Origin of the sequence: Corynebacterium nasorum, assembly GCF_022345765.1 — a bacterium.
GTDB lineage: Bacteria > Actinomycetota > Actinomycetes > Mycobacteriales > Mycobacteriaceae > Corynebacterium > Corynebacterium kefirresidentii.
The window spans coordinates 79,547-100,068 of the sequence record NZ_JAKRDR010000007.1 but is presented as its reverse complement, the minus strand read 5'-3'; the positions used below and the strand labels follow the sequence as shown (position 1 = coordinate 100,068).

At 62.5% G+C, this 20,522-nt stretch carries 20 protein-coding genes; 10 read left to right on the top strand and 10 right to left on the bottom strand.

The window, feature by feature from the left end:
• The first annotated feature begins 76 nt into the window (after positions 1-76).
• From MHK04_RS06975 to MHK04_RS06955, 5 genes are all read left to right on the top strand, one after another.
• A complete protein-coding gene (locus MHK04_RS06975; RefSeq protein WP_200288650.1) occupies positions 77-1,045 on the top strand; it encodes a metal ABC transporter solute-binding protein, Zn/Mn family in 969 nt (322 codons plus the stop codon).
• A complete protein-coding gene (locus MHK04_RS06970) occupies positions 1,045-1,746 on the top strand; it encodes a metal ABC transporter ATP-binding protein (protein ID WP_023019898.1) in 702 nt (233 codons plus the stop codon). The genes MHK04_RS06975 and MHK04_RS06970 overlap by 1 nt, the downstream gene beginning before the upstream one ends.
• A complete protein-coding gene (locus MHK04_RS06965; protein ID WP_239205497.1) occupies positions 1,724-2,638 on the top strand; it encodes a metal ABC transporter permease in 915 nt (304 codons plus the stop codon). The genes MHK04_RS06970 and MHK04_RS06965 overlap by 23 nt, the downstream gene beginning before the upstream one ends.
• A gap of 11 nt (positions 2,639-2,649) precedes the next feature.
• Positions 2,650-3,486, top strand: coding sequence for a CE1 family esterase (locus MHK04_RS06960; RefSeq protein WP_239208066.1), 837 nt, complete (start codon positions 2,650-2,652; stop codon positions 3,484-3,486).
• Between the two features lie 64 nt (positions 3,487-3,550).
• Entirely contained in the window at positions 3,551-4,561 is a 1,011-nt protein-coding gene (locus tag MHK04_RS06955) for an HNH endonuclease signature motif containing protein (protein WP_239208067.1), read from the top strand.
• A gap of 16 nt (positions 4,562-4,577) precedes the next feature.
• On the opposite strand, the gene rlmB is transcribed toward MHK04_RS06955, so the two are convergent.
• From rlmB to MHK04_RS06930, 5 genes are read right to left on the bottom strand one after another with little or no spacing between them, the layout of a single operon-like run.
• A complete protein-coding gene (rlmB, locus tag MHK04_RS06950; protein ID WP_023019902.1) occupies positions 4,578-5,525 on the bottom strand; it encodes a 23S rRNA (guanosine(2251)-2'-O)-methyltransferase RlmB in 948 nt (315 codons plus the stop codon).
• Positions 5,526-5,548: 23 nt separating this feature from the next.
• A complete protein-coding gene (gene cysS, locus MHK04_RS06945) occupies positions 5,549-6,937 on the bottom strand; it encodes a cysteine--tRNA ligase (protein ID WP_239208068.1) in 1,389 nt (462 codons plus the stop codon).
• A 44-nt stretch (positions 6,938-6,981) separates the two neighbouring features.
• The gene (ispF, locus tag MHK04_RS06940; protein WP_023027768.1) at positions 6,982-7,464 is read right to left on the bottom strand and encodes a 2-C-methyl-D-erythritol 2,4-cyclodiphosphate synthase; all 483 of its coding nucleotides are present in this window, start codon (positions 7,462-7,464) and stop codon (positions 6,982-6,984) included.
• On the bottom strand, positions 7,457-8,206 hold the full coding sequence (gene ispD, locus MHK04_RS06935; protein WP_239208069.1) for a 2-C-methyl-D-erythritol 4-phosphate cytidylyltransferase: 750 nt from the start codon (positions 8,204-8,206) through the stop codon (positions 7,457-7,459). The genes ispF and ispD overlap by 8 nt, the downstream gene beginning before the upstream one ends.
• Positions 8,178-8,762: a CarD family transcriptional regulator gene (locus tag MHK04_RS06930; protein ID WP_005325718.1), complete on the bottom strand. Its 585-nt coding sequence runs from the start codon at positions 8,760-8,762 to the stop codon at positions 8,178-8,180. The genes ispD and MHK04_RS06930 overlap by 29 nt, the downstream gene beginning before the upstream one ends.
• Positions 8,763-8,953: 191 nt before the next feature.
• Between MHK04_RS06930 and MHK04_RS06925 the strand changes: the two genes are divergently transcribed.
• Both MHK04_RS06925 and radA read left to right on the top strand, forming a co-directional pair.
• Positions 8,954-9,541, top strand: coding sequence for a hypothetical protein (locus MHK04_RS06925; RefSeq protein WP_200288644.1), 588 nt, complete (start codon positions 8,954-8,956; stop codon positions 9,539-9,541).
• Positions 9,542-9,614: 73 nt separating this feature from the next.
• Positions 9,615-10,976 carry a DNA repair protein RadA gene (radA, locus tag MHK04_RS06920; RefSeq protein ID WP_239208070.1) on the top strand — a complete coding sequence of 454 codons (1,362 nt, stop codon included), beginning with the start codon at positions 9,615-9,617 and terminating at the stop codon, positions 10,974-10,976.
• A 3-nt stretch (positions 10,977-10,979) separates the two neighbouring features.
• Here the strand turns inward: radA and MHK04_RS06915 are convergent, their stop codons facing one another.
• Together MHK04_RS06915 and MHK04_RS06910 are read right to left on the bottom strand one after the other, a co-directional pair.
• Positions 10,980-11,672 carry a hypothetical protein gene (locus MHK04_RS06915; protein WP_023019908.1) on the bottom strand — a complete coding sequence of 231 codons (693 nt, stop codon included), beginning with the start codon at positions 11,670-11,672 and terminating at the stop codon, positions 10,980-10,982.
• 63 nt (positions 11,673-11,735) lie between these two features.
• Entirely contained in the window at positions 11,736-12,350 is a 615-nt protein-coding gene (locus MHK04_RS06910) for a carbonic anhydrase (protein ID WP_239208071.1), read from the bottom strand.
• 35 nt (positions 12,351-12,385) lie between these two features.
• On the opposite strand from MHK04_RS06910, the gene MHK04_RS06905 reads away from it, so the two are divergent.
• The gene (locus MHK04_RS06905) at positions 12,386-13,246 is read left to right on the top strand and encodes an iron-sulfur binding domain-containing protein (protein ID WP_023019910.1); all 861 of its coding nucleotides are present in this window, start codon (positions 12,386-12,388) and stop codon (positions 13,244-13,246) included.
• A 56-nt stretch (positions 13,247-13,302) separates the two neighbouring features.
• Here MHK04_RS06905 and MHK04_RS06900 read toward each other — a convergent pair whose 3' ends face one another.
• Entirely contained in the window at positions 13,303-13,473 is a 171-nt protein-coding gene (locus tag MHK04_RS06900; RefSeq protein ID WP_080970400.1) for a DUF4236 domain-containing protein, read from the bottom strand.
• Positions 13,474-13,615: 142 nt separating this feature from the next.
• Between MHK04_RS06900 and MHK04_RS06895 the strand changes: the two genes are divergently transcribed.
• Complete coding sequence (locus MHK04_RS06895; RefSeq protein WP_232212554.1) at positions 13,616-14,743, top strand: lipase family protein; 1,128 nt, start codon at positions 13,616-13,618, stop codon at positions 14,741-14,743.
• A gap of 82 nt (positions 14,744-14,825) precedes the next feature.
• On the opposite strand, the gene MHK04_RS06890 is transcribed toward MHK04_RS06895, so the two are convergent.
• Positions 14,826-17,582 carry an ATP-dependent Clp protease ATP-binding subunit gene (locus MHK04_RS06890; protein WP_023019912.1) on the bottom strand — a complete coding sequence of 919 codons (2,757 nt, stop codon included), beginning with the start codon at positions 17,580-17,582 and terminating at the stop codon, positions 14,826-14,828.
• Positions 17,583-17,804: 222 nt separating this feature from the next.
• Here MHK04_RS06890 and MHK04_RS06885 point away from each other — a divergent pair, with 222 nt between their 5' ends.
• A complete protein-coding gene (locus MHK04_RS06885) occupies positions 17,805-19,031 on the top strand; it encodes a serine/threonine protein kinase (RefSeq protein ID WP_239208072.1) in 1,227 nt (408 codons plus the stop codon).
• A gap of 66 nt (positions 19,032-19,097) precedes the next feature.
• Here the strand turns inward: MHK04_RS06885 and MHK04_RS06880 are convergent, their stop codons facing one another.
• Positions 19,098-20,519: an MDR family MFS transporter gene (locus MHK04_RS06880; protein ID WP_239208073.1), complete on the bottom strand. Its 1,422-nt coding sequence runs from the start codon at positions 20,517-20,519 to the stop codon at positions 19,098-19,100.
• Between the last annotated feature and the right edge of the window lie 3 nt (positions 20,520-20,522).

The following is a 20,522-nucleotide window of genomic DNA, read 5'->3' as shown; positions in this document are numbered from 1 at the left end:
GTAAGCTTACCCCGCGGCCGCGTTTTCAATACATATTCAATTGACAACAATTACCATCAACAGCACACTGGGAGCTATGCATAACTCACTTCGCGCAACCGCCGCCCTCCTCGCGGCCGGCGGCCTCCTCCTCACCGCCACCGCTTGCTCCTCCTCTGACTCTCAAGACTCGGCCGCCGAGCCCGGCGCTCAGAAGAAAATCTCTATCGTCGCTTCCACTTCTATCTGGGCCGATGTTGCCCAAGCCGTGGCCGATACCGCCTCCGGCGTGGACATTGAGGTCAAGCCCATCGTGGAGGGCAATGGCGTCGACCCCCACCACTTCGAGCCTTCCGCGGCCGATATCGCCAAGGCCGAAGACGCGGACCTGCTCGTAGTCAACGGCGGCGGCTACGATTCTTGGATTTACCAGGCCGTCTCCGAGCAAGACAACATCATCTCCGCCCTGCCGCTGACCGACCACGGCAAGCTGGCCGATGACCCCAATGTCATGACCATCGACGCCGCCAAGGCCACCGCCAAGAAGGACCCAAAGAAGGTCACCAATATCGAAGGCAACGAGCACATCTGGTACGACCCAGCTGCGCTCGACGAGGTCGCCGGTAATATCGCGGACCAGATCAATGAGCTCAATACCGATGCGCACGCCAGCACCGAGCGCGTGGACTCCCACGTCAACCGCCTGCGCGACAAGCTCAAGGAGCTACCGGGCGATCTCTCCTACGCCCAGACCGAGCCGATTGCGGACTACATCATGAAGTACACCTCCGGCAAGGACGTCACCCCAGAGGGCTACCGCAAGGCCACCATTTCTGAGGGCGAGCCCACCGCGGCCGACCTTGCCGCCTTCACCAAGGCCATCAAGGACCACAAGGTGGACCTTCTCATCTTTAACCCGCAGACCGAAACCGATACCGCCGGCCGTATCAAGTCCGCCGCGGAGGATGCGGATGTCAATATCGTCGAAATCGGCGAGACCCCGCCGGATGGCAAGGAGTTCTGGACCTACTATGACGAGGTCACCGACTCCCTGGGGAAGCTCTAGTGCTCATCCAATTTCATGACGCAGCGGTTGCCCCGCTGTGGTCCAGCCTTAACCTCGCCGTTGACCGCGGCGAGTTTATCGCCGTTTTGGGCCCCAATGGCGTGGGCAAATCCACCCTGCTCGGCACTATCTTGGGCACCCGCAAACTCACGGCCGGCAGCGTCGACGTGGACTGCCGCGTCGGATTCATCCCGCAGCAGCGCATGTTCCCGGCCGACCTGCCCCTGCGCGCCCGCGACTTAGTATCGCTCTCCCTTGCGCACGGCGCTTTCCGACGCCGCCGCCCTCCCCGCCACCGCGTCGACGAGCTCCTCGCCGAGGTAGGTGCCACCGGCCTGCGCGACCGCCGCGTAGGACAGCTATCCGGCGGCCAGCAGCAACTTATCCGCCAGGCCCAAGCGCTGGCCAATGACCCGGAGCTCATCCTTGCCGATGAGCCGCTGCTCTCGCTCGATCCGGCGCGCCAGCAAGACACCGTGGAGAAGCTAGATGCGCTACGCCGCGAGCGCGGCACCTCCATCATCTTTGTCACCCATGGCATCAATCCGGTACTCGGAGTGACCGATAAGGTGCTCTACCTTGCTCCCGGCGGCCATACCTTCGGCGCGGTAGATGAGGTCATGCGCTCCGATGTCCTTTCCGAGCTCTACGGTTCCAAAGTCAACGTCTTAAACGTCGATGGGAGGCTTATCGTTGTCTAGCTTCATAGAAGACACCCAGTACCTGCTGAGCGTTGATTTTGTACAGTCCTCGCTCATCGCCTCCGCGCTGCTGGGCATTCTTTCTGGCGTGATGACCTCGCTCATCGTGCTGCGCCAGATGTCCTTTTCCGTCCACGCGACTTCCGAGCTCGCGCTCATGGGTGCCTCCGCCGCACTACTTTTCGGTCTCAACTTAGGCTTTGGCGCGGTCGCCGGGGCCATCGTGGCCGCCATCATCCTCGCCGTACTGGGCTTTAAGGGCCAGCAAGACAGCGCCATCGGCGTGGTCATGAGCTTTGGCCTAGGACTGTCGGTGCTATTTCTGCACCTCTATCCGGGCAACGCGAATACCGCGATGACGCTGCTGACCGGCCAGATCGTCGGCGTATCTTCGGCCTCGGTATGGCTTTTGGCCGCAACCACCGTAGTCATCCTCTCCGCCGTAGCCATCCTGTGGCGCCCCATGCTCTTCGCTTCGGCCGACCCAGTTATGGCCCAGGCGGCCGGCGTGCCGACCCGTTTCATCTCGGTCGCCTTCGCCGTACTCGTGGGCCTAGCGGCCGCGCAGTCGGTACAAATCGTTGGTTCACTGCTCGTCATGGCGCTGCTTATCACCCCCGGCGCAGCGGCCGTGCAGATTACTTCCTCGCCCCTGCGCGCGGTCATGTGGGCCACCATTTTCGCCGAGGTGTCGGCCGTAGGCGGCTTCATCTTATCGCTCGCGCCTGGTCTTCCGGTCTCGGTCTTCGTCACCACCATTTCCTTTGTCATCTATCTGGTGTGCCGGCTCATCGGCTGGCGGCGCAATAAAAGCGCAGTGCGCGACGAGGTCGCTGCCAAACGCTTCCACGCCGACTGCCACACCACGGCCGAGGAGCACCACGCCGACTAAACTGGGCGGCTATGCACGTACACCGCCGCACCGCGGATGTGGATTGCCGCACCCGCCGCTTCCTCGTCATCACGCCGGATAATCCCGGCCCGCATCCGGACCTGCTGCTCTTCTTCCACGGCTCGTTGCAATCCGGCAACGTGATGCGCCGCTTTACCAATGGCACCTTCGACGAGCTTGCCGATGCCACCAACACCATCCTCGTCTACCCCGACGGCGTGGATCGCCATTTCAATGATTGCCGCAGCATCCTACCGGTCACCGCCCGCACGGAGAACGTTGATGACATCGCCTTCGCCACGTATCTCGTTGAAGCTATGCAGCGCGAGTTCGGCACCGCGCGCACCTTTGCTTGCGGCTATTCCAATGGCGGTCAGATGGTGCTCCGCCTGCTTTTCGACGCTCCCTTTACCCTCACCCGCGCCTGCATCTTCGCCTCCACCTTGGGCGAGGGCGATAACCACGCGCCCAGCAACCCGGATGGCTACCGGCCCACGCCGCTGCTGTTTTTCCACGGCACCGCGGACCCATATGCGCCTTATGAAGGCGGTGTGGCCGGGCTGGACGCCGAGCGCACCCGCGGCCGCGTGCTCTCCGCGCCTGCCACCGCGGAATACTTTGCGTTGGCCAATGGCTGCCAGCCACCGCGCGACTACCACCCCGCCCCGGATGTCACCGCCACCGAATACGCCGGCGATTTTCCCGTCGAACTATGGACCATGGAGGGCCTTGGCCACGTGATTCCCTCTAGCATGAGAACCGACCCGCGCATAGGCCCCAATACAGATTCCTTCCGCGCTGTGGATAAGGTCCGCGACTTTTTCGGACTCGGCACCGCGCAGTCCTAGTTATCCACAGCGGCGCGCCTTATCCCTCGCCTCTGGTCGCGTCCCGCACCTAATGTGTGGAGCCATGAACGCGCTGCACACTTTCTTGACAGGCCTAGCCGCCGGCATGGACATCATCGCCGACTGCCACCGCCTAACTCAGCGCGCGCTAATCGAGGCCGGCTGCCCCGACACCACCGCCACCCGCCTGCTCGCCCTCGCCGATACCTACTTCGGCCCGACCGCGTTTAGCCGCCTCCAGCGCGAATCCATCGCCGCCGCTCGCACCAATGGGCACAGCCTTACCGCGCTGCTGGCCATCGAGCGCTACGCCACTCGGCTGAGAAATAAGCGTCAGGCCTGGGCGCTGCGTCGGGAGTTGTGTGGGATGAAGGGGGATGCCTCGGACGTCGAAAAGCGGGGGCGTAAACGCGTGCGCGAGATTAAAGGCCCGCCGCAGCGCACACCCGGTGTCAAGCTCTACCGCCGCGCCGAGGGCCCCTGGACTATGACGATTACCGGCAAATCCGCCGATATTGCGGATATGCATGCCGCGCTGGATAAAGATGCCCCGCTAGATTCGGTGCGCAAGATTTTCCAGGGCAAGACCGCCGCCTCCGGTGCGTCCGTGACCACCAATGTGGTGCTGCGCTTGGACGAGCTCGACCGCGTCGTCGACTGCGCGGGCGATGACGTGACACTGCAGCTCACCAATGGCGCCCGGATGACCGGCGCAGACCTCGTGCGCCGCGCATTTACCGAGCATGGCTATGTCACCCTCATCCATCCCGTTAAAGGCCCGGTGAATCTGTATCGCACGGAGCGGCTCGCCTCACCCAAGCAGCGCACCATGGCGGCCGCGGAAAATCCCACTTGTCCTTGGCCCCAGTGCAATTATCCCGCCGACGAATGCCAAGTCCACCATCTCACCGCCTGGCGCCACGGCGGCGAGACAAACCCCGAAAACCTCACCATCGCCTGCCCGTACCACAACGGCGTCAACGACGATGACCCCAACGGCCCGCCAGTTCGCGGCCGCCTGGCCCGGGTGAATGGCACCATTAGGTGGCTGCCGCCCTGGGCAGAAGGCGGCTAGAAACTCTCGCTAGAGACTACTGGGCCGCGCGGCGCTGGCGTGCGAATTCGGAAAGCACAGAACCGGCCGCGACGGAAGCATTGAGGGACTCGACCCAATCCGTCATAGGGATGGACATGATGACGTCGCAGTTTTCCCGCACGAGGCGAGAAATCCCCTTGCCCTCGGAACCGATGACGATGACCACGGGGTCCGTCGCGCCGTTATATGTATCCAGCGTGTGCTCGCCGCCGGCATCTAGGCCGACGACCTGGTAGCCGCTCTTTTGGAATTGCTGTACGGTGCGGGTGATATTCGTCGCGCGGGCGACCGGCAGGCGCGCCGCCGTGCCGGCCGAGGTACGCCACGCCACGGCAGTCACGGATGCGGAGCGGCGCTCTGGGATGATGACGCCGTCGCCACCAAAAGCTGCCACAGAGCGAATCACCGCGCCGAGGTTGCGCGGGTCGGTGATATTATCCAAGATGACGAACATGCCCGGACGGGCACTTTCGGCCGCACGGGAGATGAGCTCATCGACATCGGCGTATTTATACGGCGGGATCTGCAGCCCGATGCCCTGGTGCATGCCGTTGCCGGTCATGCGGTCCATCTCGTGGCGCTGCACCTCGATGATGGGGATATTGCGGGTATTGCACATGGCCACGGCCTCAGACAGGCGCTTATCGTTGCGGGTACCGGCCACGATATAGAGCGTGGTGGCCGGAACCTTGGCATGCAGACACTCGATGACCGGGTTGCGGCCCACGACCATCTCGGCGGTCTCCTTCTGGTGACGGCCGGAGTTGCGGCGGTCGCGCTCCAGCTTGGCCTTGTGCTTGGCGTGGTAAATGCGGTCCTCTGCCTTGGGTGTCGGGCCCTTGCCGGCCAAGCCCTTGCGGCGCTGGCCGCCGGAGCCCTTGGTTGCGCCCTTCTTATTGGTCTTGCGGATTCCCGCGCCACCGCGGCCGTGGGTACGTGCCATAGTTTATTGTCCTTTCGGAGTGCTTAACGCTGCGCCAGCGACCAGGTCGGGCCGTCTGGGGTATCGGTGATGGTGATGCCGGCGGCCGCGAGGCGGTCACGGACGGCGTCGGCAGTAGCGAAGTCCTTGTCCGCACGCGCCTGGGTGCGCCGCTCCAGTTCAGCCTGCACCAGCGCATCCAACGCGGCATCCGCCCCGCTAGCTTGCGCTCCATCTTCCCACTCCAGCGGGTCAAAGCCAAGTACGTGTGCCATCGCCCGTACCTGGCCGGCCAGCGTGCGCGCCCCGGCCTCATCGCCGGCGGCAAGGGCCTTATTGCCGGCGCGAACGGTGGTGTGGATTTCCGCCAGCGCCTTGGGCACCGCGATATCATCATTCATCGCGTCTTCAAAGCCCTGCGTCCACTCGCCCAGCTCCAGGTCATCGAAGTGAGCGAGGAAGTCCTCGATGCGGCGGTAGCCTGCGGCGGCCTCGGTCAGCGCGGCCTCGGAATACTCCAGCACGGAGCGGTAATGCGCCGAGCCCAGGTAGTAGCGCAGCTCCACCGGACGCACCAGCTCGAGCATATTCGGAATAGAGAGCACGTTGCCCAGCGATTTCGACATCTTCTCGCCCGACATCGTCACCCAGTGGTTGTGCATCCAGTAGTTGGCAAACTTATCGCCGGCCGCGTGCGACTGAGCAATCTCGTTCTCGTGGTGCGGGAACTGCAGGTCCAGCCCGCCGCAGTGGATATCGAAATTGGAGCCCAGGTAATAGGTAGACATGGCCGAGCACTCCAGGTGCCAGCCGGGTCGGCCGTCACCCCAGGGGGTGGGCCACCTGGGCTCGCCCGGTTTCGCGGCCTTCCACAGAGCAAAGTCTTGGGCGCCGCGCTTGGCCGAATCTTCGCCCTCACCCTGTTCCATTTCTTCTACCTTGTTGCCGGACAGCGAACCATAATCCGAGCCTTCGGCCTTGGTCCATGCGGCAACGTCAAAGTAGACGGAGCCTTCGGCGGGGTAGGCAAAGCCGGCGTCGATAAGCCGCTGCATATAGTCGACCATCTGGGTGACAAAGCCGGTCGCGCGCGGCTCTACCGAAGGCGGAAGCACGCCCAGGGTGTTATAGGCCTTGGTGAACTCGCGCTCATACGTGGATACCCACTCCCACCAGGGGCGATTATTCTCGGCCGCCTTGGTGAGGATCTTGTCATCGATATCGGTGACGTTGCGCACCAAGGCTACGTCATAGCCCTGGGCGAGCAGCCAGCGGCGCAGGATGTCGAAAGCGACGCCGGAGCGCAGGTGCCCGATGTGCGGCTGGGCCTGCGGGGTGGCGCCGCACAGATAAATCGAGGCATGGCCGGGGCGGATCGGCTCGAAATCGCGTTGGCTGCGGGTGGCTGTGTCATAAATGCGCAAAGTACTCACGCCACTTAGTCTAATTGACGCGTGCGCGGGGTTAGTGCGGTGGGCTAGGCGCGCCAGACGACGGCCGTAGCAACCGCCGCACGCCCCTCCTTACGGCCGGTGAACCCCAGGTGGTCCGTCGTGGTAGCAGATACGGACACGGGGGCACCGAGGATTTCGCTCAGCACGGCCTCGGCCTCTTCGCGGCGCGGACCCATCTTGGGGGTCTGGCCGATGAGCTGGGCGGCGGCGTTGCCGATGATAAAGCCCTCAGATTCGAGGAGCTGGCGGCATTCGCGCAGCAACTTCGCGCCGGAAACGCCATCGTATTCGGGGCGGCCGACGCCCACGAAGGAGCCGAGGTCACCGAGGTGGGAGGCGGATAAAAGGGCGTCGACAAGCGCGTGCGCTACAACATCCCCATCGGAGTGGCCCTCGCACCCGTCAACGCCTTCGAAGAGCAGGCCGGCGATCCAGCAATCCTTGCCGGCCTCGATTTGGTGGGCGTCGGTGGCAATTCCAACGCGCGGGATAATCGGATTAGTCATGGGTCTCCTCGGTCAGGGCGTGGGCCAGGGTGAGATCGATGGGCGTGGTGATCTTGAAAGCCAGGGTATCGCCCGGCACGGTTGCCACGCGCTCGCCGTGCCATTCCATGAGGCTGGCGTCATCCGTGGCGGTAAATTCGGGCTGCTGGGCCCAATAATCGAGGTTGGCCTGGCGCAGCGCGGACAGGCGGAAGGCCTGCGGGGTTTGCACTGCGCGCAGGCGGGAGCGATCGGGGGTGCTCAACACGGCCTCATCCGCGACTTCCTTGATGGTATCGGCCACCGGAACCACCGGCACGGCCGCGGGAGCGCCTTCCAGCACCCGCTTGGCGACGCCCCGCACCATCGCCGGCGGCGTCAACGCACGGGCCGCATCGTGGATGAGCACCACGGCATCCTCGTCCGGGATTGCTTGCAGGCCGGCCCACACGGAATCGGCGCGCTCGCTGCCACCGTGAACGAGGCGAATCGGGGCGGCGCTTGCAGCGTCAGTAGCACCAACGGCGTCGATGCGGCCGATAATACGCGCGGCCTCAGCCTCCATGTCCGGGCTGACCAGGACGATAATTTCATCGACTACCCCGGAGGCCAGCAATGCTCGCACGGAGCGTTCCAGGAGGGTGCGACCGCGCAACTCGACATAAGCTTTGGGCACCTCGGCGCCGAGGCGGGTTCCCTGGCCTGCGGCCGCGATGAGCGCGATGACGCGCTGTTTAGTCTTCGTCGTCGAAGGAGAGGTCATCGAGATCGATGTCGTTGTCGATATCGGTGGTGATGGACTTATCATCTACCAATCCGGCGGCGCGGTGGCGCTCGATGGTGGCATCGATTTCTTCCATCATGGTGTCGGCCTTCTTCTCATCGACCGGCTTGGCCAGTGCGAGCTCACCTACCAGGATGGTGCGGGCCTTGCCAAGCATGCGCTTCTCGCCGGCCGAAAGGCCGCGATCCTGGTCGCGGCGCCACAGGTCACGCACAACCTCGGCGACCTTATTGATATCGCCGGAAGCCAGGCGCTCCTGGTTAGCCTTATAACGGCGGGACCAGTTGCCGGCCTCTTCGACGTCCTCGTCACGCAGCACGGAAAAGACCTTTTCTAGGCCTTCCTTGCCCACGACGTCGCGTACGCCGACGTTATCGGCGTTCTTGATGGGCACGCGGACGACCAGGTCGGACTGGTTGATGTGCAGCACCAGGTATTCGAGCGTCTCGCCACCCATTTCGCGGGTCTCGATATCCTCGATGACGGCCGCACCGTGGTGCGGGTAGACGACGACCTCGCCGACCTTATACTCCATTGCCACTCCTTGTGTTCCCGATTTATCCCGGTTGACTAAGGCCGCTATTTTATCACGCACGGCCGCCCCGACTGCGGATACCCCCGTATACCCCCACGGTCTACCCGCCCGATTTGGGACAACTGTGTACTTTATCGCGAAAGGGACTAGGCTAAAGCGTTGACAAGCCCTGTGATCGCAATTGATGGAGGATGCTCAACGTGCAGTCCCTGAAGTCCGCCGCCCGCCGCGGTGCCATTATTTCCGTTACCGCCGTCTCCGCTCTGGCGTTGGCTTCTTGCTCGGCGGGTCATGTCACCCAGACCGCTGAAAAAGTGGCTGCGGTCGATGGCGCTTCTGCAAGCACGGAAGATAATAAGGCTGCAGTTCGCGATGTCACCATCCTGGTAGAGCCGGACGGCACTGCTGCACTGAAGTTCAGCGCCATTAACCAGGGCTACGACACCGATGTCATTTCCTTGGAGTCCGTGAAGGTCGATGGCCAGCGCGTTGAGATGAAGCAGCCACAGCCGCTGCACCGCGATGAGTCCATCATCGCTGATTCTCAGAAGAACCTGGAAGCTAACCCCCAGCAGGATTCCGAAACCGTCCAGTACATCGCCACCAAGTTGAAGAATGATGACTTCGGCTACGCCGGTGACCGCCCGGTTACCTTCGAGTTCTCCAATGGCTCCATCGACGTAAACGCCACCATCGCTGCCACCCAGATGCAGTCCGGCGAGTTCGACCGCGACGTCGAGTCCTCCGAGGGCTACTCCTCCGAGGCTCCGGAGAACTAAGCCATACCACTTTCCTGCCCCGCTCCCAGCCCGCTTCGGGCTGGGAGCGTCTGTGTGTTTTAGGCTAGAAGCCATGGCCAAGAAAACCCGCCCCATCCATACCTGTTCCGAATGCGGCTACGTCTCGCCCAAATGGCTCGGGCGATGCCCGGACTGCGGTGCGTGGGGCACGCTGGAGGAAAAGGCACCGGTGGTGGCGGTGCCAGGGGCGTCGGCAAGCAAGGGCGTAGCCCCGTCGAGTCCGGCACAGCCGATTACCAAGATTGGGGCGCAGGCAACAAAGACGGTGCGCACCGGTATCGGCGAGTTGGATCGCGTGCTGGGAAGCGGCATCGTGCCGGGCTCGGTGGTGCTTATGGCCGGCGAGCCCGGCGTGGGCAAATCCACGCTACTGCTGGAAGTAGCCTCGCGGTGGGCACAGCTCGGCCGCACCGTGCTCTACGCGACGGCCGAGGAATCCGCCGGCCAGGTCCGCTCCCGCGCCGAGCGCACCGGCGCCTTGCAGGAAACTTTGTATTTGGCGGCCGAGTCCAACTTGGATGGGGTCTTCGGGCACGTCGATAAGCTGCAGCCTAGCCTCATTATCGTCGATTCGGTACAGACCATGCACGCTGTGGGCGTGGAAGGTGTATCGGGCGGCGTGGCGCAATCACGCGCGGTGACGGCCGCGCTGACCTCGCTGGCGAAGTCCACCGGCATACCGGTGCTGCTGGTCGGCCACGTCACGAAGGACGGCAACGTGGCCGGGCCACGCGTGCTGGAGCACCTTGTCGACGTCGTCTTAAACTTCGAGGGTGACCGCCAATCCAGCCTGCGCATGCTGCGCGGCATCAAAAATCGCTTTGGCGCCACCGACGAGGTGGGCTGCTTCGAGCAGACCTCCGGCGGAATTCGGGAGGTAGCGGATCCCTCCGGGCTCTTCCTCTCGCACCGCGGTGCTACGCCGGATGGCTCGGCCGTGACGGTCGCGATGGACGGGGTGCGGCCGATTCTGGCGGAAGTGCAGGCGCTGACGGTGGACCCGGTGGCGAAAAACCCGCGGCGGGTGGTTACCGGGCTAGATTCCAACCGCGTGCCGATGGTGCTCGCGGTACTCCAGGCCCGCGCCGGCCAGCGCACCAATGATAAAGATGCCTACGTCGCCACGGTCGGCGGCATGCGCATTACGGAAACCGCGACGGATTTGGCGGTGGCGTTGGCGACGTGGTCCTCGTTGCACGAGCAACCGCTGCCGGCCAAGACGGTTGTCATTGGCGAGGTGGGCCTGGCCGGCGAGTTGCGTCCAGTGCCCAATGTGGAGCGGCGCTTAATGGAGGCCGCGCGGCTGGGTTATAAGAACGCGATTGTCCCACGCGGGGAAATCGAGCCAGTAGACGGCATTCGCGTCCACCAAGCTGGGACGCTAGGGCAGGCCATCGCTGCGGTGGCGGGCTAGCGCCTAGCGCAGCGTGAAGTCCTGCGGCGGGGAGGAGTTATCGCCGATGATGGTGTGGGCGAAGTAGGCGCCTGGCTCAGCCGCGGGGCGATTGGTGCATTCGCCCGGCTTGGAGGCTTGGCGGGACCATTCGGCCTCGAATTTTACGTCCTTGCCGGCCGGGAAAGTCTGCGAGCCGGTCTGCACGGAAGCATAGCAATCCGTATCGGACCACACGCGCTCGTTATCGGCCATCTTGTAGACCTCGAAGCGCAGCAGGTTCTTGTCTAGGTCGATTTTGCAGTCTGCGGCCGTGGGGTTGGTGACTGTCATGAAGAACTTCGGCAGTTCGCCCTCCGGCACGGAGTAATTCAACATGGAGGTGCGCACCTGGAGGTCTGCCAGGTCGCAGGTCTTTTTTGCGGCTTCGGAGCTCGCGGCCGCGGAGCTGGACGGCTCGCTTTCGGCAGACACGCTTTCCGACGCCCCCTCGGCCGACGCCTCCGCGGAGGTCGCGGAGGTTTCTGGGGCGGCAGAAGATGCGGTCTGCTCCGGCGTAGGCGCGGGTGCGGCGGTATCGGCCGGCTCATCGCTGCTGCCCCCGAAGGCAGCCACAGCCGCCCAGATCAGCACCACGACCAGCACGAGTACGATAATGAGCGCCGCTACTCGTCGGCGCTTGTAAATCTCTTCTGGTAGGGGCTTTTTCTGCGTCACGCTGTCAATTTTAAGCGGTGGGCACGGGCCGGTGCGCTAAGCCCGCGCCGCGTGTCAGGCGGGCTAGTCCACTCCGAAGGTCTGCAGGGTTTCCACGCTGGAATCTTCCAGCAGGTAGCGCGCGCCGATAACGCCCAGGGCACCCTCGTCGAGCAGTCGGCGGACGTTGGGCACGCTGGCAACCAGCTGGGCGACGGTCTGGCGGGTGTGCTCCCGCTCGACGTCGTCAGTCGTGGCATGTGGGCCCGCCACCAGTGCGGAGGCGGCAACCTTCTCGATGATGGGACGCTGCAGGCCGGTGGGCAGCTCGCCGCCGGACACAAAACCGGTAGCCGCGCCCACCGCGCCGCAAGATTGATGGCCGAGGACTACCAGCAGGTTGGGTCTGAGGGCGGCAAGGGCGTAGTCGAGGGAGGCTAGAACGGCGTCGTCAAGAATGTGGCCGGCAGTGCGGATGACAAAGGCATCGCCGAAGCCGATATTGAAGACGTGCTCGATAGGGGCGCGGGAGTCGGAACAGGAAATAACCACCACGCGAGGGTCCTGGCCGTGAGTTAGGCCCTCGCGGTTATAAATCTCGCGCACGTCGACGGTCTCGCCGTCCAATACGCGCTGATTTCCCGCCTTGAGGGCCTCCCATACGGCCTGCGGTTCGTGGGCAATATTACGTAAAGGCATAGGCCATATTCTAATGCCCTAGACTATCTCCCACGATGGATTCGCAAGCTCTTCTTTCCTGGTTCGATGCCAATGAACGAGACCTGCCCTGGCGCCGGCCTGGCACAAGCGCGTGGGGTGTGCTGCTCAGTGAGGTCATGAGCCAGCAGACCCCAGTCGCGCGCGTGGCTCCGGTGTGGGAGGACTGGATGCGGCGCTGGCCCACCCCGGCAGATTTTGCCCAGGCTACTCGAGCGGAGGTCTTGCGCGCCTGGGGCAAGCTGGGCTACCCGCGGCGCGCGCTGCGCCTGTGGGAATGTGCCGCGGCCATCGGCGAAGGCGAGGTACCGGCGGACGTCGATGAATTGCTGCGCCTGCCTGGCATTGGGGATTACACCGCGCGCGCCGTGGCCTGTTTTCATTTCAGGCTAAACGTACCGGTGGTCGATACCAATGTGCGGCGGGTGTATACCCGCGCAGAAGAGGGCCGGTTCCTTGCGCCGCAGCCATCGAAGCGGGAGCTGGCGGCCGTGGCAGAGCTTTTGCCGGCCGAGAATGGGCCGCGCTTTTCGGCCGCACTCATGGAGTTAGGCGCGCTGGTGTGCACGGCGAAGAATCCCGCCTGCGAGCAGTGCCCACTGCGCACTAGTTGCGCGTGGCAGCTGGCTGGTCGACCGCAGCCGAGTGCGGAGGAGCAGGCGCGGGCGAAAAAGCGGGTGCAGAAGTTTGTAGGCACAGACCGGCAGGTGCGAGGCAAGATTTTGGATGTGCTGCGCGCAGCGAACGGGCCGGTTCCGCAGTCCGAAATTGATGTGGTCTGGCCCGATGCGGCGCAGCGCTCCCGGGCGTTGGCTTCGCTGCTTGCCGACGGCCTCGCCGAGCAAAACGACGCTGGCCTGTTCCACCTCCCTATTTAGGGGGTTAATAATGGCCAGCTATAATCGCAGGTCGCGATCCAGGGCGTGTGATCTGGTTAACGCCAGCGGCCGCGGAAATTGAATCCGCCCGGCAGGTTCACCCACATGCCGCCGCGGGAATTAAAGGTGACCGGCCCTACCTTGGTAGACATCGACGCGCCGGATCCAGAGACGTTGATCCAGCTATTCTTGCCGGTCTTTTTTCTTGAACGATACTGAAGTCCCATAAGCATTTATTTTAGCAATTCCACTTCCACCGTTCCTACTGCGCAGTAGGTTTTGGTCATGGAAAAGATTTGTATGAGACTCCTCACAGTTTGTTCACTAATCCTCGGGTCGCTCTTTCTGCCGCCAGCTGCCAACGCGGCGGTGACTTCAGCTCACCCGGCGCCGCACCTGGCAGAATCGGCGGGCCAGGCGCAGGTGTTTACATATGACACCACCACCGATGCCGGCAAGCCGGTGCAAGCCTCGGCTACCTTGTACGAGCCCACTGCACCGTGGCGTGGCAAGGGCGAGCGCCCGACCATCGTCTTCGGACCAAGCACGCGTGGGCAGGGCGACCAATGCGCGCCGTCGCGCGCGGGCATGCAGCTGGGGTCGGTGGGCCTGAGCAAAGTGGGCTCTCCCACCATTAATGCCAGCTACGAGTACTCATTTTATATGATGGCCCTGCGCCACGGGGCACGCGTTATCGTTGCCGACCTTATTGGGTTGGGCATGCCAGGACACCACACGTATGTAAACCACATTGAAGAAGCACACGCGCTTCTCGACGCCGCCCGCTCCGGCCTAGAACTCGCGCACGCCCCGAAGGACGCCCCTATTGGCTTTGCGGGCTATTCGCAGGGCGGCGGCGCCTCGCTCTCCGCAGCCGAGTATGCCGAACGCTACGCTCCTGACCTCAACGTAGCCGGCACATACGCTGGCGCGCCGCCAACGGACCTGCCGGAGACTATGCGCAGCATTGACGGTTCAGCTATCGCCCACGTGCTGGGCTATGCCATTAATGGCTTTTCTGAGCGTAGCCCAGAATTCCGCGATGCAGTGTTGGCGGAACTCAACCCACGAGGCATTGACTTCTTACGTTCCGCGGCCACCAGCTGCACGGGCGATTCTGTTCTCATGTGGGGCTTTACAAATACCCGAATGCTTACCCGCACCGGGGAATCCTTGTCCGAGATTGTGGAACGCAAACCTGTCGTTAAGGAAACTTTAGAGCGCCAAAACCTGGGCAAAGCGGTGCCAAATGCACCGGTAATGATGGCTAGCTCACCTAGTGATGATTTAATCTCTCATGACCAGGTACGCAGGACTGCTGGAGCGTACTGCTCTATGGGCGGAACCATCGATTTCGTAGCCGCACCCGGCACCGCAACGATTCCACGCACTGGAATCGACCACGCCGTGCCCTTGTACCTAGAGATGCCGGTCGGGTTGCAGTATCTCTTTGACCGCTTTGAGGGCAAACCGGCACCCACTAACTGCACAGCATAAATAGATTCCTGGGCGCAAATAAAGCCGCCCAGTTCTCGCAGGGAAAGCGAGGGCTGGGCGGCTTTAAGGCGCTATAGCGCCACTACATCGGCTGGCCGGCGCCTGCTGGCGGCGGGTTATGGCCATCGTCATCGGAGTCGGAACCGGAGCCGGACTCTAGGTCGGTTCCGGCGGCGGTGGAGCCGCCATCGCCCGGAACGTCCGGGGTGATGGTGTCGGGCTCGCCGGCATCGGTGGAGTCGGCGTCGTTTTCGCGCACCTCGGCGTCGTCAAGCTGCGGCTCCTCGGTGTCCTCCGGCAGAAGCTTCGGGCGTGGGCTGAAGGTGAACTTCGCGCCAGTGTTGTCCTTGGACTCGCCGTCCCAGCCCTCGACGTCGACGGTGATGATCTCACCGGCGCCGATTTCGCCGAAGAGGATCTTCTCGGAGAGCTGATCCTCAATCTCGCGCTGGATGGTGCGGCGCAGCGGACGAGCACCCAATACTGGGTCGAAGCCTCGCTTAGCCAGCAGGTCCTTGGCCTTCTGCGTGAGCTCGATGCCCATATCGCGCTCATCCAGCTGCTTGGCCACGCGGCCGATGAGCAGCTCGACCATTTCCACAATCTGCTCCTGAGTGAGCTGGTGGAAGACAACGATGTCATCGATACGGTTCAAGAACTCCGGGCGGAAGTGCTTCTTCAGCTCGTCGTTGACCTTCTGCTTCATCCGATCGTACTGAGCATCCGCATCATTTTCGGAAGAGCCAGTAAAGCCCAAGCCCACCGGCTTCGAGATGTCCTGGGTACCCAAGTTCGACGTGAAGATGAGAACGGTGTTCTTGAAGTCAACAACGCGACCCTGGCCGTCGGTAAGCCGGCCATCCTCTAGCACCTGCAACAAGGTGTTGTAGATCTCCTTGTGGGCCTTCTCAATCTCATCAAAAAGCACGACGGAGAACGGCTTGCGGCGAACCTTCTCGGTCAGCTGGCCGCCCTCTTCGTAGCCAACGTATCCCGGAGGAGCACCGAAGAGACGAGAAGCGGTGAAGCGGTCGTGGAACTCGCCCATATCGATCTGGATGAGGTCATCATCCGAACCGAAGAGGAAGTTAGCCAGGGACTTCGACAGCTCGGTCTTACCCACACCGGACGGGCCAGCGAAGATGAAGGAGCCGGATGGACGGCGCGGGTCCTTGAGGCCTGCACGGGTACGGCGGATGGCGCGGGAGACGGACTTGACCGCCTCGTCCTGGCCAATGATGCGCTTGTGCAGCTCTTCTTCCATGTTGAGCAGACGGTTGGATTCCTTCTCCGTCAGTTTCAGGACAGGGATGCCGGTCCAGTGCGCCAGCACCTCTGCAATCTGGTCCTCGCCAACCTCGGCGATTTCCTCGAGGTCACCGGAACGCCACTGCTTTTCCTTCTCAGCGCGCTCCTCGCCCAGCTTGCGCTCCTTATCGCGCAGGCCAGCTGCCTTTTCGAAGTCTTGGGCATCGATGGCCGCTTCCTTTTCCTTGCGGACCTCAGCGATGCGGTCATCGACCTCGCGCAGGCCCTTTGGCGCGGTCATGCGCTTGATGCGCATGCGCGCGCCAGCCTCATCGAGAAGGTCAACGGCCTTATCCGGCAAAAAGCGGTCATTGATGTAGCGATCCGAGAGGGAAGCTGCAGCGTGCAACGCCTCATCGGTATAAGACACGCGGTGGTGAGCCTCGTATTTATCGCGCAGGCCCTTCAGAATCAAGAAGGTGTCATCTAGGGAAGGCTCGTCTACCTTGACCGGCTGGAAACGACGCTCGAGAGCGGCGTCCTTTTCGATGTGTTTGCGGTACTCATCCAAAGTGGTAGCACCGATGGTCTGCAGCTCGCCACGGGCCAGCTTTGGCTTAAGCAAGGAAGCTGCATCGATAGCACCTTCAGCAGCACCGGCACCGACCAAGGTGTGGATCTCATCGATGAACAAGATGATATCGCCGCGCTGGTTAATCTCCTTGAGCACCTTCTTCAGGCGTTCCTCGAAGTCACCGCGGTAACGAGAGCCGGCCACCAGGGAACCTAGGTCAAGCGAGTAGAGCTGCTTGTCCTTGAGGGTTTCCGGGACCTTGCCGTTGACGATGTCGAGCGCCAAGCCCTCGACCACGGCGGTCTTACCAACGCCCGGCTCACCGATGAGCACCGGATTATTCTTCGTGCGGCGAGAGAGCACTTGCATAATGCGCTCTACCTCGGACTCGCGGCCAACGACAGGATCAAGCTTGCCGTCCTTGGCAGCCTGGGTGAGGTTGCGGCCGAATTGATCAAGCACCAGGGAATTGGAACGCTCACCGGAACCACCGGAGCCGCCACGAGCGCCGGCGCCAGCACCTGCACCGACGGGACCGGAGCCTTGGCCATTGGAGGAGCCGCCCTCCTGCTGGCCGCCTTCGTAGCCGGACAGCAACTGGATAACCTGCTGGCGCACGCGTGGCAGGTCGGCGCCGAGCTTGGTCAGCACCTGCGCGGCGACGCCATCGCCCTCGCGAATGAGACCCAGCAGCAAGAACTCAGTACCGATGTACTTGTGTCCCATCTGCAGGCCCTCACGCAGGGAGAGCTCAAGAACCTTCTTGGCACGTGGAGTAAAGGGGATGTGGCCGGTGTGTGGCTGGCTACCCTGGCCGATGATTTCCTCGACCTCACGGCGGACATCCTCCAGGGAAATACCCATGGATTCCAGTGCCTTGGCAGCGACGCCTTCGCCTTCATGGATAAGGCCGAGCAAGATGTGCTCGGTGCCGATGTAATTGTGGTTAAGCATGCGTGCTTCTTCCTGCGCCAAAACGATGACGCGGCGAGCACGATCGGTAAACCTCTCGAACATGATTCCCCTATACTTTCGCTTCTAATGTGTCACCCACTCTAACGCGGCAATCCGCCGATCATTTCCGGTTTTACTCCCAGATGCCCGCAATACCGCGATAATTCCCCATCTTCGCAGCTCACACGGGTGTACGCCGGTAGCGAACAGGGGCACGGGCATGTAATCTGGAATCGTTTTATTGTTCCCCGCCCCTCTTCCGCACTGTTTAAGGAAATCTCCACCGTGCCGCAACTTCCTGAGTTCTTCGCCACCCAACACAACCTGCACGAATTGGCAGTAGTGGATGAAGCTCCTTCCTCCACGCTCTTCGCCGTGGAAGACGGGGCCACGCATCAGCCGTTGAGCGTGGAGATTTTCGCCCCAGGAATCACCGGCATGGTGGAAAAGTCCACCGCGCTACATGGATTGCATCACCCGGCTATCGCACCGCTGGTAGGCACGGGCACTACCGCCGACGGGCAAGAGTTCATTGTCCGCGAGGGGTTTGTCGGCACCCAGCTTTCGCAAGTTCCCAATAATCTCAGCCGCACGGACGCGGCGGAGATCTTTGGCCCCCTGGCCGGTGCGGTGGACTTTTTAATCTCTCGCAAACAGGCAGGCTTTGCGGTCCATGGGCTAAGGGAGGCCCGGGTAGGCGTCGACAAGCAGCGGCAGATTTCGGTTCTGGCCGCGGTCGGCCCGTCGGGTGAGGAGCACGGCGATGCGGTAGAAGCATTCGAGCAACTCGTCGCGCGCAAGTGCCCGGACTATAAGGCCACCGGCACGGCGGATAGCGCCAAGGATGTGGTGGCGCATCTGCGCCCGCAGCGAGAGTTCGATACCGCGCAGATCCCGCGCGTGCAAGCCCCCGAACCGCGCCCCCAGCAGCAATTCGCCCCGCCGCAGCCGCAGCCACAGCCGCAGCAGCAGCAGGCGATGGCCCAGCCCATGGGGCAGCAACCCATGGGGCAACAGCCCATGGCGCCAGCGCCGCAGAAGAAGGGCAAGGGCGGTCTCATTGCGTTGATTAGCGTGTTGGCGGTGGCCGCGATTGCTGCCGCGGCGGCACTGTGGTTCTTCTTGTCCTACCCCAGCTGGAATGACAAAGAACAAAACCTGGCGGATGCGTACCCGAACCTGGTGAGCTCCCGTAGTGGCCAGGAGGGCTTCGATGGGGCAAAGTGTTCCTCGCGTGAGCCGGAGTCTGGCCAGGAGGCCAAGATTTCCTGCGTGGGCGATGGGTTTAGCTATATCGTGACCTACTACCCCAGCATAGAAGAGCGCGATGCCATGCTTCCCGACGCCGAGCCGGTGGAGCTTTCCAATGACCAGTGCACCATCCAAAGCTATGAGACCACCGCGGATGTTCCTACTTACGTCATGGCCGTTGAAGGCACCCAATCCGCGTTCCTCGTGTGGGGCGATAAGGCTGAAAACGAGCGGCTGAACCTGCCGCTGTGCGCCTCTTAAATCGCACTCTCAGAGTTTCCGGCCCGCCGCGCATAGCGTGTGCGGGCCTTATGCCTGTCCTAGTGGCTACTCCGTCGACGGCACGCGCTTGAGGAAGGGGGCCAGCACAATAACCACCAGCGAGAGCACGCCTGCAAAAAGGAATGCCCAGTGCGCACCGTGAGCGGTGGCAGCAGCATCATTCATGCCTTGTGCCAGGCCAGCCTTGGTGCCACGGCTAAGGAACGTCATCAAAAAGGCAGTGCCGGCCGCGCCCGCCAGCTGCTGCAAAGTATTAAGGATGGCGGAGCCGTGTGAGTAGAGCTCATCCGGCAGGGAGGCCAGGGACGTCGTCATCAGTGGCGTCATCATGAGCGCAATGCCGAGGGCGAATAGGACGTGCATAGCAATGACCATCCACACAGCGCTGTCCTCAGTGAGCAGGGTCATCAGCCACGTACCCGCGGCAAGGAGAAGGGCACCTGGAATCATCAGCGGACGGGGCCCGTGGACATCATAGAGGCGGCCTACCATCGGGGAGATGCCGCCTTGCAGCAAGCCGCCGGGCATGACGACGAGCCCGGTGACCAGGGAACTTACCGCCAAAGAGGTCTGCAGGTAGATGGGCAGGACATTGACCACGCCAAGCAATAGCCCGAACATCAAAAGCATGCCGAGTACCGCCACGGTGAAGTTCGGAACCTTAAATGGTCGCATATCCAGCAGGGCGCGATTGTCTTTAGCCAGGCGCACTTGCCGGAGGGTAAAAAGCGCCAAGGCCACAAGTCCTATGGCGAGGACGAGGATGTCTATGAGGCCTTCGCCCTCCAGAATATTTTCTAGGGACGATACGGCATATACCAACCCGCCAAAGGCAAGGACGGACAAAATAACTGAGGGGAAATCCAGCGGGGTATCGCGTTTATCGCCCACGTTGACTAGGCGGAGGTAGCCGGCGACGCCGATGAGGCCGAGCAGCGGAACCATGGTCCAGAAGATGACGTGCCAGGTGAACATGCTAAGAACCAGACCACCCACCGTAGGTCCGAGCGCCGGGGCCACGGAAATGACCACGGAGATAATGCCCATGACGCTGCCGCGACGCTGCGGCGGGACGAGGGTCATCGCCACCGTCATCAAGGTGGGGATCATCAACGCAGTACCCGCCGCTTGGAAAACGCGCCCCACCAGCAAGATGCCGAAGGCTGGGGCGAGTGCCGCAAAGACTGTACCGGCAAGGAATACACCCGCGGAGGCGAGAAAGATCTGGCGGGTGGTGAATTTATCCATGAGAAAGCCGGTGGTCGGGATGACCACGCCCATGGTGAGCAGGAAACCGGTAAGCAACCACTGGGCGGAGGTAGCCGGGATGTCAAAGTCCGCCATGATGGCAGGCAATGCCACCGAAAGGGCGGTCTCGTTCAGGATCATCACCATCGCACCAAGGACGAGGATGGTGAGGTTGATTTTTACCTCTGCGGAAATGTGCGGATCTGGTTTCTGAGACACCCA

Coding starts and splice junctions, on each gene's coding strand:
- MHK04_RS06925 (WP_200288644.1), top strand. CDS start 8,954: ATGCTCAACGTGCAGTCCCTGAAGTCCGCCGCCCGCCGCGGTGCCATT.
- MHK04_RS06905 (WP_023019910.1), top strand. CDS start 12,386: ATGGATTCGCAAGCTCTTCTTTCCTGGTTCGATGCCAATGAACGAGAC.
- radA (WP_239208070.1), top strand. CDS start 9,615: ATGGCCAAGAAAACCCGCCCCATCCATACCTGTTCCGAATGCGGCTAC.
- MHK04_RS06900 (WP_080970400.1), bottom strand. CDS start 13,473: ATGGGACTTCAGTATCGTTCAAGAAAAAAGACCGGCAAGAATAGCTGG.
- MHK04_RS06955 (WP_239208067.1), top strand. CDS start 3,551: ATGAACGCGCTGCACACTTTCTTGACAGGCCTAGCCGCCGGCATGGAC.
- ispD (WP_239208069.1), bottom strand. CDS start 8,206: ATGACCTCTCCTTCGACGACGAAGACTAAACAGCGCGTCATCGCGCTC.
- MHK04_RS06930 (WP_005325718.1), bottom strand. CDS start 8,762: ATGGAGTATAAGGTCGGCGAGGTCGTCGTCTACCCGCACCACGGTGCG.
- MHK04_RS06965 (WP_239205497.1), top strand. CDS start 1,724: ATGGGAGGCTTATCGTTGTCTAGCTTCATAGAAGACACCCAGTACCTG.
- ispF (WP_023027768.1), bottom strand. CDS start 7,464: ATGACTAATCCGATTATCCCGCGCGTTGGAATTGCCACCGACGCCCAC.
- MHK04_RS06975 (WP_200288650.1), top strand. CDS start 77: ATGCATAACTCACTTCGCGCAACCGCCGCCCTCCTCGCGGCCGGCGGC.
- MHK04_RS06910 (WP_239208071.1), bottom strand. CDS start 12,350: ATGCCTTTACGTAATATTGCCCACGAACCGCAGGCCGTATGGGAGGCC.
- MHK04_RS06890 (WP_023019912.1), bottom strand. CDS start 17,582: ATGTTCGAGAGGTTTACCGATCGTGCTCGCCGCGTCATCGTTTTGGCG.
- rlmB (WP_023019902.1), bottom strand. CDS start 5,525: ATGGCACGTACCCACGGCCGCGGTGGCGCGGGAATCCGCAAGACCAAT.
- MHK04_RS06960 (WP_239208066.1), top strand. CDS start 2,650: ATGCACGTACACCGCCGCACCGCGGATGTGGATTGCCGCACCCGCCGC.